Consider the following 14,709-nt stretch of genomic DNA (forward strand, 5'->3'; position numbering starts at 1 on the left):
AAGTATAACTCCCGCCGTAGCGGGAGCCATAATCTATACCGGTTATATGGGGATTGTTGCAAACTTTTTCAAGAAGCCACTTAACCGAACCAGTGGTGGAACATCAGTTTGATGTAATCCACGATGCGACCAAAGAAGCCGCCTTCTTTCACTTCGTTCATCACCACCAGAGGGCGCTCATCAATGGTTTTACCATCAAGCTGGAAGTTGATTGAGCCAACCACCTGATTTTTCTGCAACGGCGCGTGCAGTTCAGGAGTGTTCAGCACGTAGCTGGCTTTCAGGTCTTTCATACGGCCACGTGGGATGGTCAGGTATGCATCTTTTTCGACACCCAGCGCGACACGGTCGGTATCGCCAAACCAGACTGGCTCAGAGGCAAACTCTTTCCCGGCTTTCAGCGGAGAAACCGTTTCGAAGAAGCGGAAGCCCCAGGTCAGCAGCTTTTTACTTTCAACTTCACGACCTTTGTAGGTGTGACCGCCCATGACGGCAGAGATCAGACGCATCTGGCCTTCAGTCGCGGAAGCCACCAGGTTGTAACCTGCTGAATCGGTATGACCGGTTTTAATGCCGTCAACATTCAGACTGTTATCCCACAGCAAACCATTACGGTTCATCTGGCGGATATTGTTGAAGGTGAATTCTTTCTCTTTATAGGTGGCGTATTCTTCCGGCACATCACGGATCAGCGCCTGACCAATCAGCGCCATATCACGGGCAGAGCTGTACTGACCGGCGGCATCAAGACCATGAACGGTACCGAAATGGGTATTTTTCAGACCCAGCGCGTTCACGTAGTTGTTCATGATGGCGACGAAAGCGTCCTGGCTGCCGGCAACATGGTCGGCCATCGCCACACAGGCGTCATTACCTGATTGCAAGATAATACCGCGGTTCAGTTCAGAAACCGGCACGCGATCGCCTGGTTTTAAGAACATCAGGGAAGAGCCTTTGAACACCGGATTGCCGGTTGCCCAGGCGTCCTGACCGACGGTCACGATATCGGTTGGAGAGATTTTGCCGGCTTTAATAGACTGACCAATAACATAACTGGTCATCATTTTTGTCAGGCTGGCAGGGTCGCGGCGTGCGTCGGCATTCATTTCTGCCAAAACTTTACCGGAGTTGTAGTCGATCAGGACATAGGCTTCAGCATCAATTTGCGGAACGCCAGGGATCATTGTTTTTAAATTAACATCGTCGGCATAGGCGGACGCTGCACTTAAAGTGATTACGGTGCCAAATGCGAGGCTTTTGACTAAACGTGAAGTATTTACAAGTTTCATGATCGGGACAACAACATCCGTGGGAGTAAGTGATAAACGTGCGCCACTATAGCAGAAGAGTCATAAGTCAGACATCTTCGATTACCGGCGCTTACTGATTTTTACTTATAAGACAGAGCTCTTATTAGACAGAGCACTTATAAAAACGGGGCCGCAGCCCCGTATTTCTAAATTACATACTGGCAGTGACGAAAGACTGCTGCTGGGCTTCGCTGGCCAGTCGCTGTTTCAGCTGTTCGGCCTGCTGGCGGGTGCTGAACGGACCAAGCTGCACGCGATAGGTGCTGCCATTGGCCTGGACTTTACCGGGTACAGAGAAACGCTGGCTGAGGCTTTTTTGCCACAGTTGCGCATTCTGAGGATTACTCAGTGCGCCAACCTGTACCATAAATCCCGAGGAAGGAACGGCAGTGGTATGCGCAGGCGCTGCGGAGGCAGCAGTTGCTGCTACCGGCGCGGCACTGGCGACAGCAACCGGTGCTGCCACCGGTTCGCTGCCTTCTAACACTCCCTGACGCAGAGGTGTTGGCGCACTCAGAAATCCGCCGCCGCTGCTGTTACCGGACATCGTGGTCGCTGCTGGTGCAGAGGCTACGGCGGCGTTGTTATCTTCTTCATTGGTTAATGGCGCAGCATTCGGATTACTCAGGGTGCTGTTGCTGATCGGACGCACATCTGACGTATCGACCGGTTGAGCGCTCAGCGTTGGCGTGCCCATGCTGCTGGCACCTAAACTTGGACGTGACGGCAGGGCGTAAGATTGTTTAGCGACAGTCGTACCAATCGTACCCGGTCCGGACAATGTGCCGTCTTGTGCCACATTAATGAAATCGATACGGACTTTAGTGCTGTTGGTCAGATTCAGGCGATCTGCGGCCGCCTGTGACAGGTCAATGATTTTGCCCGGCACATAAGGACCACGGTCGTTAACACGCACAACCAGCATACGGCCTGTTGCCATGTTGGTGACGCGAACATAGCTTGGGATCGGCAGTGTCGGGTGCGCAGCGGTCATGGCACTCGGGTCGAATTCTTCACCGATTGCCGTGGTGTTGCCGCCATTTTCCTGACCGTACCAGGCAGCCTGACCGACCTGAGAGAAGTTAGACGGGTCTTTGATGATCTTATAGGTTTTACCGTTAACGGTATAATCCTGCATCGTGCCCTGATTATAAGGTTCGTAACGCGGATCAGCCCCGCCGATTTCCACCACAGGGCCGTTATAGGCTTGTTGCGGTGCCGGTTGTTGTTGCTGAGTATCTTCAGTGGCGCAACCACTTAACAGCAAACCGATAATGACAGCTCCAAGCCACTCCTTACGCATTGCTCACCTCTATAAATTTTTTGACAACATTTTTCGATGAGTATGTATCGACATGACGATACCAAACCCTGCCATTAGCACGATGAGTGCTGACCCGCCATAGCTGACCAGAGGCAAAGGTACCCCAACTACCGGGACAATACCACTGACCATGCCGATGTTAACAAAGACATAAACGAACAGAATCAGCATCAGTCCGCCGGACATGACACGCCCGAAAGTTGTTTGCGCATTGGCGGCGATCACCAGACCACGCATGATCAGGCACAGGTACAGCCCCAGCAGCACCAGCACGCCAATCAGGCCCAGTTCTTCGGCCAGTACGGCAAAGATAAAGTCGGTGTGTCGTTCCGGCAGGAATTCCAGCTGTGACTGCGTACCGTGCAGCCAGCCTTTACCGGATAGTCCGCCCGAACCGATAGCAATTTTCGACTGAATAATATGATAGCCGGCTCCCAGCGGATCGCTTTCCGGATCGAGGAGCATCATAACGCGGTCGCGCTGATAATCGTGCATCAGGAAGAACCACAAAATCGGGATAAACGCGGCAACCAGAATGGCGGCGACGGCGATCAGTTTCCAGCTCATACCGGAAAGAAACAGCACGAACAGACCTGAGGCGGCAATCAGAATCGAGGTGCCGAGATCGGGCTGCGCGGCCACCAGCAGGGTAGGGATGAAGATCAGCGCCAGTGCGATAGCGGTATTTTTCAGTGACGGCGGACAGACGTCGCGGTTAATAAAGCGCGCGACCATTAGCGGCACGGCGATCTTCGCCAGTTCCGAGGGCTGGAATTTGATAATCCCCAGATCCAGCCAGCGCTGTGCACCTTTACTGATACTGCCGAACGCATCTACCAGCACTAACAGGAAGACGCAGAAGATATAAAGATAGGGCGCCCAGCTTTCATAAACGCGCGGCGGGATTTGCGCCATGACCAGCATGATCACCAGACCCATCAGGATCTGGCCGATTTTACGTTCCATCATGCCCATGTCCTGACCGCTGGCGCTCCACATGACAAACGCACTGTATGTCAGCAGCGCAAGTATGATCAGCAACATCGTCAGGTCGATATGCATTTTCGACCACAATGATCTTTTCTGTTGGTTCTCAGTCATTGACGGTTAATCACCTTCGGTTCCCGGCGGCGCTGGCGCGTCAGCCGGTAATTGTGTCGTATTGTCGCCCAGTAAAATATGGTCGAGTATCTGGCGGGAAATGGTCCCCACTGCCGGACCTGCACCGCCATTCTCCAGCACCACGGCCACGGCCACGGTCGGTTTATCGTACGGTGCGAAAGAGGTCATCAGCTTATGGTCACGCAGATGCTCAGCGATTTTATGCGCATTATAGATTTCATTGGCTTTCAAACCGTAAACTTGTGCTGTCCCGGATTTGGCCGCTGCTTTGTAAGGCGCATCAGCAAAATATTTGCGCGCAGTCCCGTTTGGACGGTTAGCTACGCCGTACATCCCGTCTTTGGCAATTTCCCAATAGCCGGAATGGATATCACCAATTTGCGTGGTTTCCTGTTGCTTATAAGGCACGAGCTGCCCGTCAACTTTGGTACTCAGCAGTAAATGCGGTGTTTTGACATTGCCGTCATTAATCAGTGTGGTCATGGCCTTCATGATTTGAACCGGAGTTGCTGTCCAGTAGCCCTGACCGATACCGACCGGAATGGTGTCGCCCTGATACCACGGTTTTTTGAAGCGTTTAAACTTCCAGTCACGGTTTGGCATATTACCGCTGCGTTCTTCCGATAAATCAATGCCGCTGTAGTGCCCGTAACCAAATTTACCCATCCACTCGGAAAGGCGGTCGATCCCCATATCATAAGCCACCTGATAGAAGAAGGTATCAGCCGATTCCTCAAGTGCTTTGGTGACATTCAGACGACCATGCCCCCAGTGTTTCCAGTCGCGATAACGCTTGTCAGATCCCGGCAACTGCCACCAGCCCGGATCGAACAACGACGTGTTTTTAGTGATTACGCCAGAGGTCAGTGCTGAAACCGAAATGTATGGTTTCACGGTCGAGGCCGGCGGGTAAACACCCTGCGTGGTACGGTTAATCAGCGGTTTGTTCGGGTCGTTAAGAAGACCGCTGTAATCCTTGCTGGAGATGCCATCTACAAACAGGTTCGGATCATAACTTGGGTTGGACACCAGCGCGCGGATCGCCCCATCGCGTGGATCGGTCACCACCACGGCGGCGCGGCTGCCGGTCAGCAATACTTCAATGTATTGCTGCAAAGGCAGGTCGATAGTCAGGTAAATATCTTTCCCCGCCTGAGGCGGTTCTTCGTGAAGCTGGCGGATAACGCGGCCGCGGTTATTAACTTCTACCTCTTCGTAGCCGGTTTTGCCGTGCAGGGTATCTTCGTAATAACGCTCAATGCCGAGCTTACCAATGTCGTGCGTCGCCGCGTAGTTGGCGAGAATGCCGTCTTTATCCAGACGTTCTACGTCGCGGTCGTTAATTTTCGACACGTAGCCGATCACGTGCGTCAGTGCAGAGCCGTAAGGGTAATAGCGACGCTGATAGCCTTTGACTTCAACGCCGGGGAAATGGAACTGGTTCACGGAGAAACGCGCGACCTGAACTTCTGTCAGGGCTGTTTTTACCGCAATTGAAGTGAAACGCCGCGAGCGCTGACGTTCTTTCTTGAAGTTTTCGATATCTTCATCGGTGAGATCAACAATCGGTCTGAGGCCTTCGAGCGTAGCCTGCAAATCGTCAACCTTTTCCGGCACCAGTTCCAGCTGATAAATAGTTCGGTTCAGCGCCAGCGGGGTGCCGTTGCGGTCATAGATAATCCCGCGGCTTGGCGCAATCGGCACCAGCTTGATGCGGTTATCGTTGGAACGGGTTTGGTAATCCTGAAACCGGACGATTTGCAGGTTATAGAGATTGAAGGCCAGGACACCGCTAAGTAGCAGAATGCCGATGAACGCCACCAGTGCACGGCGCACAAAGAGGGCTGATTCAGCCGTATAGTCGCGAAAAGGGTTACGATCTATTTTCATCCCACTACTTAATTCATGTTGCTGACATTCACCACCCGTTATTCGCGGTGGTATGGATGATTAGTGGTAATACTCCAGGCACGGTAAAGACTTTCCGCGACCAGAACCCGAACCAGCGGGTGAGGAAGTGTCAACGGAGAGAGCGACCAGCTCTGTTCCGCCGCCGCCTTGCAGGCCGGAGCTAACCCTTCCGGACCGCCGATCAGCAGACTGACATTACGTCCGTCCTGTTTCCAGCGTTCCAGTTGCTGCGCCAGTTGCGGGGTTTCCCACGGTGTCCCTGGAATATCCAGCGTCACGATGCGATTCCCTTTGCCGACCGCGGCCAGCATCAGCTCGCCTTCTTTCTCAAGAATGCGTTTGATATCTGCGTTCTTCCCGCGCTTCCCTGCCGGAACCTCAGTCAGTTCAAACGGCATGTCTTTAGGAAAGCGGTGCAGATAATCGTTAAAACCGGTTTGTACCCAGTCAGGCATTTTAGTGCCGACGGCGACAAGTTGCAGCTTCACGCATCAGCCCCAGAGTTTCTCAAGCTCATACAACTGACGGCTTTCTTCCTGCATAACATGAACGATCACTTCGCCCAGATCGACAACGACCCAGTCAGCTTCGTTGATGCCTTTCACGCCCATCGCATCGAGACCGACGGCTTTGATTTCTTCAACCAAATGCCCGGCGATGGACATAACATGGCGGCTTGATGTGCCGGTACAAATAATCATGCAGTCAGTGATGCTTGATTTACCTTTAACATCAATGGCAATGATGTCTTGTGCTTTCAGGTCGTCGACTTTATCGACAACAAAATCTTGGAGCGCTTTACCTTGCAAAGGTTCCCCCTGGGGATGTTTGAAACAATTGACACCACAAGACGTTCGCCGGTGCGGCACCGAAGCGACAGTCAGTCTCATGATGGATAAACATAGCGGTTATCAGGAAAACAGCCTAAAACGTTTAACAATCAATACATTGTATTGGTGAGTCACGTAGCGTTATCGAGAGCCGAAATTAAGCGGCGCAGTATAGCACGCGTTCGCTACTGGCGGTACAAGCCCTGCGATTCAATATAGTGCTCAACGGCTGCTGGCAGTAAATCTGAGCAATCTAGCCCCGCATGTCGCCGTTCCCGGATTTCCGTCGCTGAAATATCCAGCAGGGGCGTATTGGCCTGATAAATGAATCCGCAGGGTTTCTGTTTCAGCTTTTCAGCATCAGTCACCCGGTGGGCGTCATACCATTTCTGTAATTCTGGCGTATCGAGATGCTCTTTGTATCCCGGTCGCGCCATCACCACCAGATGACAGAAATCCAGCAGTGACGCCCAGCGGTGCCATTTATGCAACGTCAGCAATGAATCCTGCCCAATGATAAACGCCAGCGGGCAATCATCGCCATGTTCTTTACGTAACGTTGCAAGTGTCTCGATGGTGTAGGAGGGCGTATCCACCATCAGTTCGCGGGGATCAACCGAAAACAGCGGATCGGCGGCGACGGCAAGCTCAACCATCTGCAGGCGTTGTTGCGCCGTGGCCTCGGGCTGCGGACGATGCGGCGGGACATTATTAGGCAGCAGGATCACCTGATTAAAGCCGGCGATTTTCGCCAGACTGGCCACCGGTTTCAGATGACCGTAATGGATCGGATCGAAGGTGCCGCCAAAAAAGGCCAGCAACAGTGCTGGGCCGGAGGAAGAAGTAAGAGAGGTGTTACGCGGCATAACGGATACCTGACTTCAATACGAACCCAAACCAGCGAAATGGGTGGGTAATGGTTTTCCACATAATAGCATGGAGAGGCTTTCAAGCTCCGACCAGACTGACTGACCGTAATCTTGTTTAAGCGTGATTTCCATTTGAGTCAGTAAACGTACGGCCTGAGAAAGTTGCGCTAGCGATAAGCGTTGCAGTGCCTGTGTCACCAGTGCCCGGCGATTTTGCCAGACTTTTTGCTGATCAAACAATGTGCGGAGTGGCGTGTTATCCATTTTACGTTTCAGATTCAACAGCATCAGAAGTTCACGTTGTACGGTGCGCAGTAAAATAACCGGCTCGCTGTCTTCCTGTTGCAGCTGACGCAAAATGTGCCAGGCACGTTTACTTTTACCCGCAAGCAGAGCATCCAGCCAGTGATATGGCGTAAAATGCGCAGCATCATTCACGGCTTCTTCCACGCGTGGCAGCGTGAGTTTACCATCCGGATAAAGCAGGGAGAGGCGCTCCAGAGACTGCGCTAACGCCAGAAGGTTGCCTTCGTAGCAGTAACACAAAAGCTGGTTGGCGGGCTCATCAAGCTCCAGAGATAACTCTTTCGCACGGCGTGAAACCCAACGCGGCAACTGAGCCTGTTCGGGCGTCTGGCAACTGACGAAAACGCCTTTGTCACTCAGCGCTTTAAACCATGCACTGTTTTCCTGAGCTTTGGTCAGCTTAGTTCCGCGTAACAGCAGCAGGATGTCATCATGCAATAACGTCGTGAGTTTAAGGAGTTGTTCGGCAACCGGCGCTGTCGGACCATTTTCGGGCAGGATAAGCATCAGGGTCTGACGGCTGGCGAAAAGGCTGAGCGCCTGGCAGATGCTGAAGATTGATTCCCATTCAGTATGGTTATCAATGATAAAGGTGTAATGCTCTTCAAAATTAGCCAGCTGCGCCGCTTTGCGGATGCTGTCCTGACTTTCCTGCAGCAACAAAGGATCGTTGCCACATAACACATAACAAGCGCGCAGCCCCTCACGGAGCTGCGCGGCAAGTTGTTCCGGATAAACTCGGATCATTTTACAGACGTGCTGGACGACGTCGTTGGTGGTACCTCTTTGGTATCCTCAGACGACTTGCTGGCAGCGGATGTACTGGTAGAAATGACTTCTACCTCACGTCCGCCGACATCTTCAGCTTTATGCAGTTCAGACGCATGAACGGTCAGCAACTTACGGATCAGTTGCTGTGCAGCCTGCTGACGCATTTCATCGATAATGATGTCCTGCTCGTTATCTTTTGCCAGCGCCGTTAACGGGTTGTCAAAGAACGAACGGAACACTTTCACGTGGATTGGATAAATATCTTTACCCGGCATCAGTACGGTTGCATTCAGATTCATTTCCATCTGGTACTCAGCGGTTTTACCGTCCTGGAAGATCGACGCGGTACTTTGACCTACTGACTCTGCACCCACGCGCAGCGAAGGAATATCCTTACGCTGCTGTTTGGTTGGATCATCAACAATGGTCACATTGCTGAGGCGCAGCTGAGTCCTGATATTACGAGTCATCGGACCATACGGATCCCCACTGTCTAAAACGATTGTTTGCAGTTCGTCGGGAACGTTGGTTTTTCCACGTAAATGGAATCCGCAACCTGCTGTCACCATAACTGCGGCGGTCAGCAGCAGTGTCACTAAGGGATGTCGCACAGATCCTCCTTGACTCAACCTACAACCAGGTTAAGAAGTTTGCCCGGGACGTAGATTACTTTGCGAACCGTAACCCCATCCAGATATTTTGCGACCAAATGCTCTTCTGCCGCACGCTCGCGCACTTGCTGCTCGGTAGCATCAGCGGCTACGGTGATTTTAGCACGCACTTTACCGTTCACCTGTACCACGACCAGCTTAGAGTCTTCAACCATTGCCTTTTCGTCAGCCTGTGGCCACGGCGCGGTATCGACATCGCCTTCACCTTTCAGTGACTGCCAGAGGGTGAAGCAAACGTGTGGAGTGAACGGATAAAGCATACGCACAACCGCCAGCAACGCTTCCTGCAGCAACGCACGATCCTGTTCGGTCTCTTGCGGCGCACGCCCCAGCTTGTTCATCAGCTCCATCACGGCTGCAATAGCGGTGTTGAAGGTCTGACGGCGGCCGATATCATCGGTCACTTTAGCGATCGTTTTGTGCAGGTCACGACGCAGATCTTTTTGCGCTTCGTTCAGAGAAGCCGCGTCCAGAGCAACGGTAGCGCCTTTTGCAGTGTGCTCGAAGGCCAGTTTCCAGACGCGTTTCAGGAAGCGGTTTGCCCCTTCAACGCCTGATTCCTGCCATTCCAGCGTCATTTCAGCCGGTGAAGCGAACATCATAAACAGACGCACGGTATCGGCGCCGTATTTATCTACCATGACCTGCGGGTCGATGCCGTTGTTTTTAGACTTGGACATCTTGCTCATGCCGGCATAAACCAGCTCGCGGCCCTGCGGATCAGTGGCTTTAGTAATGCGGCCTTTTTCGTCACGCTCAACCGTGGCATCTGTCGGAGAAACCCAGATACGTTCGCCGTTGCTGCCGGTGTGGTAGAAGGCGTCAGCCAGAACCATACCCTGGCACAGCAGACGTTTTGCCGGTTCGTCAGAATCGACCAGACCTGCGTCACGCATCAGTTTGTGGAAGAAGCGGAAATACATCAGGTGCATGATGGCGTGTTCGATACCGCCGACATACTGATCAACCGGCAGCCAGTAGTTGGCAGCAGCCGGATCCAACATACCTTCGTCATATTGCGGGCAGGTGTAACGCGCGTAATACCAGGAAGATTCCATGAAGGTATCGAAGGTGTCGGTTTCACGCAGACCCGGGATACCGTTCACGGTGGTTTTTGCCCACTCAGGATCGGCTTTGATCGGGCTGGTGATGCCATCCATTACGACGTCTTCCGGCAGAATAACCGGCAGTTGATCTTCTGGTGTAGGAATAACGGTACCGTCTTCCAGCGTGATCATCGGGATTGGTGCACCCCAGTAACGCTGACGGGAAACACCCCAGTCGCGCAGGCGGTAGTTGACTTTGCGCTGACCTACGCCCTGAGCAACCAGTTTGTCGGCAATGGCATTAAAGCCGTCTTCGTGGCTCAGACCGTCGAATTCGCCTGAATTGAACAGCGTACCTTTCTCGGTCATCGCTTCTGCGCTGACGTCAGGCTGGCTGCCATCAAGGTTCAGGATAACCGGTTTAATTTGCAGGTCATATTTAGTGGCGAATTCCCAGTCACGCTGGTCGTGACCTGGAACGGCCATCACGGCGCCGGTGCCGTATTCCATCAGAACGAAGTTAGCGACCCAGATTGGCAGCTTTTCACCAGACAGCGGGTGAATAGCAAACAGACCAGTTGCCATGCCTTTTTTCTCCATCGTTGCCATTTCTGCTTCGGCAACTTTGGTATTTCGGCATTCATCGATGAAATCGGTCAGGGCAGGATTGTTTTGTGCACCCTGTTGCGCCAGCGGATGACCCGCAGCCACGGCGACATAAGTCGCGCCCATGAAGGTGTCCGGACGGGTGGTGTAAACCGTCACTTTTTCGTCGCTGTCTGCCACGTCAAAAGTGATTTCCACGCCTTCGGAACGGCCAATCCAGTTACGCTGCATGGTCTTAACCTGCTCTGGCCAGCTTTCCAGCGTGTCCAGATCGTTAAGCAGCTGATCGGCGTAATCGGTGATTTTGATAAACCACTGAGGAATTTCTTTGCGTTCTACTTTGGTATCACAACGCCAGCAGCAGCCATCGATAACCTGTTCGTTCGCCAGAACGGTCAGGTCATGCGGGCACCAGTTCACCGCGGAGGTCTTCTTATAAACCATGCCTTTTTCATACAGCTTGGTGAAGAACCATTGTTCCCAGCGATAATAATCCGGTTTGCAGGTCGCCACTTCGCGATCCCAGTCATAGCCGAAGCCCAGCAATTTAAGCTGGTTCTTCATGTATTCGATGTTTTCGTACGTCCACGGAGCAGGCGCAGTGTTGTTTTTCACCGCAGCACCTTCAGCAGGCAGGCCGAAAGCATCCCAGCCGATTGGCTGCAGAACGTTTTTGCCGAGCATACGCTGATAACGGGAAATCACGTCACCGATGGTGTAGTTGCGCACGTGTCCCATATGGAGACGACCCGACGGGTAAGGCAACATGGAGAGGCAGTAATATTTCTCCTTGCCAGGCTGTTCGGTAACTTTGAAGGTTTGCTTCTCTTGCCAGTGAAGCTGAACGTGTGACTCGATGTCTTCTGGACGGTATTGCTCTTGCATGGCGGCCGGTGGTCCTGTGAGTGAAAACAGCTACGCCTGTAGCTCAAAAAGTTTTAATCAAAAGATCCGCATAGCATAGCTGATAAGCGGATGGTGCAACAACACCCAGCGAAGGCTAAAGGGGATTTCTGTCCGCTATTGGCGCAATATTCATAATCTGCGAGCCGGCACGACATAATCTGCGCAACGGATCAGGGATTTACGGCTAAAATAAAGTCAATGCGCTTTCGTCGGGCAAATGATCACGTCAGTTCAAGGAGAAGAAATTATGAGCAATATTACGCAATCTTACCGCCAGCTGGTGGCTTCACTCACTGAACGGTTAAAAAATGGGGAACGTGATATCAGCGCGCTGGTGCAGGATGCCCGTATTGAGCTGCAAAACGAAGGCAAACTGTCTGAAATCCAGATTGAGCAGCTTACGTCAGCGGTAAGACGCGACCTGCATGAGTTTGCGCGCAGTTATTCTGAAAATCAGCAGGCAGTAGCAGAAGCTGAAGATGACGGCACGGACAGCGTATTTATGCGGGTGATTAAAGAAAGCCTGTGGAAAGAGCTGGCGGATATGACCGACAAAACTCAGCTGGAGTGGAAAGAAGTCTTTAAAGATGTCAGCCATCACGGGATTTATCACAGCGGAGAAGTGGTCGGGCTGGGAAATCTGGTCTGTGAAAACTGTCATTTCAATTTAGCGGTGTATACGCCGGAAATTCTGAGCAAATGTCCTAAGTGCGGCCATACAGAGTTTACGCGCCGTCCGTTTGAGCCTTAAGTCTCAATAATCAGCCCCGCATTTGCGGGGCTGATTTGTTCCTGTCGCTGGAATTCTTCTGATCAGTGCAGGATTTTCGCCAGAAAGTCCCGCGCACGGTCTGATTCCGGATTATTGAAGAAATCGTCTTTATTACGATCTTCCACAATTTTACCTTCATCCATGAAAATCACGCGGTTAGCCACTTTACGGGCGAAGCCCATTTCGTGCGTGACCACCATCATCGTCATGCCTTCGTTTGCCAGTTCAACCATCACGTCCAGCACTTCGTTGATCATTTCCGGATCAAGCGCAGAAGTCGGTTCGTCAAACAACATGGCGATAGGATCCATACATAACGCACGGGCAATCGCCACACGCTGCTGCTGACCACCGGAAAGCTGACCCGGGAACTTATTGGCATGTGCGGATAAACCCACGCGATCCAATAATTTCAGGCCTTTGTCTTTGGCTGCGGCTTTATCACGTTTCAATACTTTGACCTGTGCCAGCGTCAGGTTATCGATGATAGAAAGGTGCGGGAACAATTCAAAATGCTGGAACACCATACCCACTTTGGCACGCAGTTGCGCCAGATTGGTTTTCTTATCATTTACTGGAGTGCCGTTAACCAGGATCTGGCCTTTCTGAACCGGCTCCAGACCGTTAACGGTTTTGATCAGCGTCGATTTACCTGAGCCGGAAGGCCCGCAAACCACCACAACTTCACCTTTTTTAACTTCGGTGCTGCAATCGGTAAGCACCTGAAAGTGCCCGTACCATTTAGAAACATTCTTCAGTGAAATCATGAAACGGTCCTTTTCTTCAAATAACGCACCAGCAAGGAAGCACAAAGGCTGATAACAAAGTAAATAAGTCCTGCAAACAGCACCATCTCAACCAGCGTACCGTCGCGGTCGCCAATGTTGGATGCACTGCGGAAGAAGTCCGCGAGGCCCAGAACGTACACCAGCGAAGTATCCTGGAATAATACGATTGCCTGTGTCAGCAGCAGCGGCACCATGGCGCGGAAAGCCTGCGGCAATATAACCAGCTTCATCGACTGCCACTGCGTCATACCCAGCGCCAGTGCGGCAGAAGACTGGCCACGGGCGATACTGATAATCCCTGCGCGGATGATCTCGGAATAGTAGGCCGCTTCAAACAGCGCAAATGCCACCATCGCTGAAATCAGGCGGATATCGGTTTTCGGTGACAGCCCGAGCACTTTCTGTAAAAAGCCCGGCACAATCAGATAGAACCACAACAACACCATCACCAGCGGAACGGCACGGAACAGATTGACGTAGGCAGAAGCAAACCAGCTGATCGGTTTAAACGTCGATAAACGCATCACCGCCAGCAACGTACCCCACAAAATACCGACCACAATCGCCAGTGACGTAATCTTCAGCGTAATGACCATGCCTTGCCACAGATAGGGCAGACCGGGACCAATAGAACTCCAGTCAAATTCATGCATGCTTATTTACCTCCCATGTTGCCCGGCAGGCGGACTTTCCGTTCTACAAAGTGCATCAGCAGCATGATGACGGCATTAATCAGGACATAAGCCAGGGTAATCGCGGTGAAAGACTCATACGCATGCGCGGAGTAATCCAGCAATTTACCGGCCTGTGCCGCCATATCGACCAGACCAATCGTCGAGGCGATGGCGGAGTTTTTAACAAGGTTGACCATTTCAGAAGTCATCGGCGGCACAATCACACGATAAGCATTCGGCAAAAGCACATAACGGTAGGTTTGTGGCAGGGTCAGACCCATCGCCAGTCCCGCATTGCGTTGCCCGCTTGGCAGTGACTGAATCGCAGCACGCACCTGCTCGCACACGCGGGCAGCGGTGAACAAACCGAGACAAATCACAGATGAAGTGAAGAATTGCACGTCCGGTGCCAGTTCAGATTTAAACCACATGCCGATATTTTCCGGCAGTAATTCAGGGACCACCAGATACCAGATGAAGAACTGAACGATCAATGGAACGTTACGGAATAACTCAACGTAACAGGTACCAATGCCTGAGAGGACGCGATTGGGGACGGTACGTAAGATACCGAACAGAGAGCCGACGAAGAAGGCGATGATCCATGCGCAAATTGACAGTGCGACAGTGACCTGAAATCCATTCCAAATCCAGCCCAGATAAGTGGTATTGCCGAAGGGGGCTTGTTGCAGAAAAATGCCCCAGTTCCAATCTATTGACATAAAAACTCCGTAAAACGGGTAATGAATTACCCTCTGAGTGATGACGTAATTCCGCCTAAAGTGAATGGGAAGAAACGCGGG

At 52.1% G+C, this 14,709-nt stretch carries 14 protein-coding genes; 1 reads left to right on the forward strand and 13 read right to left on the reverse strand.

Annotation, left to right across the window (positions count from 1 at the left end):
* Nucleotides 1-80: 80 nt before the first annotated feature.
* The 10 genes from dacA to leuS all read right to left on the reverse strand — a co-directional run bounded on the left by dacA (nucleotide 81) and on the right by leuS (nucleotide 11,651).
* The gene (gene dacA, locus CKQ54_RS09505) at nucleotides 81-1,289 is read right to left on the reverse strand and encodes a D-alanyl-D-alanine carboxypeptidase DacA (RefSeq protein WP_112287628.1); all 1,209 of its coding nucleotides are present in this window, start codon (nucleotides 1,287-1,289) and stop codon (nucleotides 81-83) included.
* 172 nt (nucleotides 1,290-1,461) lie between these two features.
* Nucleotides 1,462-2,613, reverse strand: a complete 1,152-nt coding sequence (gene rlpA, locus CKQ54_RS09510) for an endolytic peptidoglycan transglycosylase RlpA (RefSeq protein ID WP_120160334.1) — start codon at nucleotides 2,611-2,613, stop codon at nucleotides 1,462-1,464.
* Nucleotides 2,614-2,622: 9 nt separating this feature from the next.
* Nucleotides 2,623-3,735 (reverse strand): peptidoglycan glycosyltransferase MrdB, encoded by a 1,113-nt coding sequence (mrdB, locus tag CKQ54_RS09515; protein WP_112287630.1) that lies wholly within the window; start codon nucleotides 3,733-3,735, stop codon nucleotides 2,623-2,625.
* A gap of 6 nt (nucleotides 3,736-3,741) precedes the next feature.
* A complete protein-coding gene (mrdA, locus tag CKQ54_RS09520; protein WP_113876061.1) occupies nucleotides 3,742-5,646 on the reverse strand; it encodes a peptidoglycan DD-transpeptidase MrdA in 1,905 nt (634 codons plus the stop codon).
* A gap of 38 nt (nucleotides 5,647-5,684) precedes the next feature.
* Nucleotides 5,685-6,155 (reverse strand): 23S rRNA (pseudouridine(1915)-N(3))-methyltransferase RlmH, encoded by a 471-nt coding sequence (gene rlmH, locus CKQ54_RS09525; RefSeq protein ID WP_112287631.1) that lies wholly within the window; start codon nucleotides 6,153-6,155, stop codon nucleotides 5,685-5,687.
* A gap of 3 nt (nucleotides 6,156-6,158) precedes the next feature.
* Nucleotides 6,159-6,476, reverse strand: coding sequence for a ribosome silencing factor (gene rsfS / locus CKQ54_RS09530; RefSeq protein ID WP_015698163.1), 318 nt, complete (start codon nucleotides 6,474-6,476; stop codon nucleotides 6,159-6,161).
* A 206-nt stretch (nucleotides 6,477-6,682) separates the two neighbouring features.
* Nucleotides 6,683-7,363 carry a nicotinate-nucleotide adenylyltransferase gene (nadD, locus tag CKQ54_RS09535; protein WP_120160336.1) on the reverse strand — a complete coding sequence of 227 codons (681 nt, stop codon included), beginning with the start codon at nucleotides 7,361-7,363 and terminating at the stop codon, nucleotides 6,683-6,685.
* 15 nt (nucleotides 7,364-7,378) lie between these two features.
* Entirely contained in the window at nucleotides 7,379-8,419 is a 1,041-nt protein-coding gene (gene holA, locus CKQ54_RS09540; RefSeq protein ID WP_112287633.1) for a DNA polymerase III subunit delta, read from the reverse strand.
* Nucleotides 8,416-9,054, reverse strand: a complete 639-nt coding sequence (lptE, locus tag CKQ54_RS09545; RefSeq protein ID WP_112287634.1) for an LPS assembly lipoprotein LptE — start codon at nucleotides 9,052-9,054, stop codon at nucleotides 8,416-8,418. Before lptE ends, holA begins: the two co-directional genes overlap by 4 nt.
* A 14-nt stretch (nucleotides 9,055-9,068) precedes the next feature.
* Nucleotides 9,069-11,651 carry a leucine--tRNA ligase gene (gene leuS, locus CKQ54_RS09550; protein WP_112287635.1) on the reverse strand — a complete coding sequence of 861 codons (2,583 nt, stop codon included), beginning with the start codon at nucleotides 11,649-11,651 and terminating at the stop codon, nucleotides 9,069-9,071.
* A 268-nt stretch (nucleotides 11,652-11,919) separates the two neighbouring features.
* On the opposite strand from leuS, the gene CKQ54_RS09555 reads away from it, so the two are divergent.
* The gene (locus CKQ54_RS09555) at nucleotides 11,920-12,423 is read left to right on the forward strand and encodes a zinc ribbon-containing protein (protein WP_112287636.1); all 504 of its coding nucleotides are present in this window, start codon (nucleotides 11,920-11,922) and stop codon (nucleotides 12,421-12,423) included.
* A gap of 62 nt (nucleotides 12,424-12,485) precedes the next feature.
* Here CKQ54_RS09555 and CKQ54_RS09560 read toward each other — a convergent pair whose 3' ends face one another.
* The 3 genes from CKQ54_RS09560 to CKQ54_RS09570 are packed head-to-tail and all read right to left on the reverse strand — an operon-like array spanning nucleotide 12,486 to nucleotide 14,628.
* Nucleotides 12,486-13,211 (reverse strand): amino acid ABC transporter ATP-binding protein, encoded by a 726-nt coding sequence (locus CKQ54_RS09560; RefSeq protein ID WP_095921160.1) that lies wholly within the window; start codon nucleotides 13,209-13,211, stop codon nucleotides 12,486-12,488.
* The gene (gltK, locus tag CKQ54_RS09565; RefSeq protein ID WP_013576487.1) at nucleotides 13,208-13,885 is read right to left on the reverse strand and encodes a glutamate/aspartate ABC transporter permease GltK; all 678 of its coding nucleotides are present in this window, start codon (nucleotides 13,883-13,885) and stop codon (nucleotides 13,208-13,210) included. The genes CKQ54_RS09560 and gltK overlap by 4 nt, the downstream gene beginning before the upstream one ends.
* 2 nt (nucleotides 13,886-13,887) lie before the next feature.
* On the reverse strand, nucleotides 13,888-14,628 hold the full coding sequence (locus CKQ54_RS09570) for an amino acid ABC transporter permease (protein WP_112287638.1): 741 nt from the start codon (nucleotides 14,626-14,628) through the stop codon (nucleotides 13,888-13,890).
* Nucleotides 14,629-14,709: the final 81 nt, after the last annotated feature.

The sequence above is a fragment of the Rahnella variigena genome, from assembly GCF_003610915.1.
Taxonomy (GTDB): Bacteria; Pseudomonadota; Gammaproteobacteria; order Enterobacterales; family Enterobacteriaceae; genus Rahnella; species Rahnella variigena.

Bases quoted from the DNA above. Each gene is read 5' to 3' on its own strand.
- nadD (WP_120160336.1), bottom strand. From the start codon at position 7,363: ATGCCGCGTAACACCTCTCTTACTTCTTCCTCCGGCCCAGCACTGTTG.
- CKQ54_RS09555 (WP_112287636.1), top strand. From the start codon at position 11,920: ATGAGCAATATTACGCAATCTTACCGCCAGCTGGTGGCTTCACTCACT.
- CKQ54_RS09560 (WP_095921160.1), bottom strand. From the start codon at position 13,211: ATGATTTCACTGAAGAATGTTTCTAAATGGTACGGGCACTTTCAGGTG.
- CKQ54_RS09570 (WP_112287638.1), bottom strand. From the start codon at position 14,628: ATGTCAATAGATTGGAACTGGGGCATTTTTCTGCAACAAGCCCCCTTC.
- leuS (WP_112287635.1), bottom strand. From the start codon at position 11,651: ATGCAAGAGCAATACCGTCCAGAAGACATCGAGTCACACGTTCAGCTT.
- mrdA (WP_113876061.1), bottom strand. From the start codon at position 5,646: ATGAAAATAGATCGTAACCCTTTTCGCGACTATACGGCTGAATCAGCC.
- dacA (WP_112287628.1), bottom strand. From the start codon at position 1,289: ATGAAACTTGTAAATACTTCACGTTTAGTCAAAAGCCTCGCATTTGGC.
- gltK (WP_013576487.1), bottom strand. From the start codon at position 13,885: ATGCATGAATTTGACTGGAGTTCTATTGGTCCCGGTCTGCCCTATCTG.
- rlpA (WP_120160334.1), bottom strand. From the start codon at position 2,613: ATGCGTAAGGAGTGGCTTGGAGCTGTCATTATCGGTTTGCTGTTAAGT.
- holA (WP_112287633.1), bottom strand. From the start codon at position 8,419: ATGATCCGAGTTTATCCGGAACAACTTGCCGCGCAGCTCCGTGAGGGG.
- mrdB (WP_112287630.1), bottom strand. From the start codon at position 3,735: ATGACTGAGAACCAACAGAAAAGATCATTGTGGTCGAAAATGCATATC.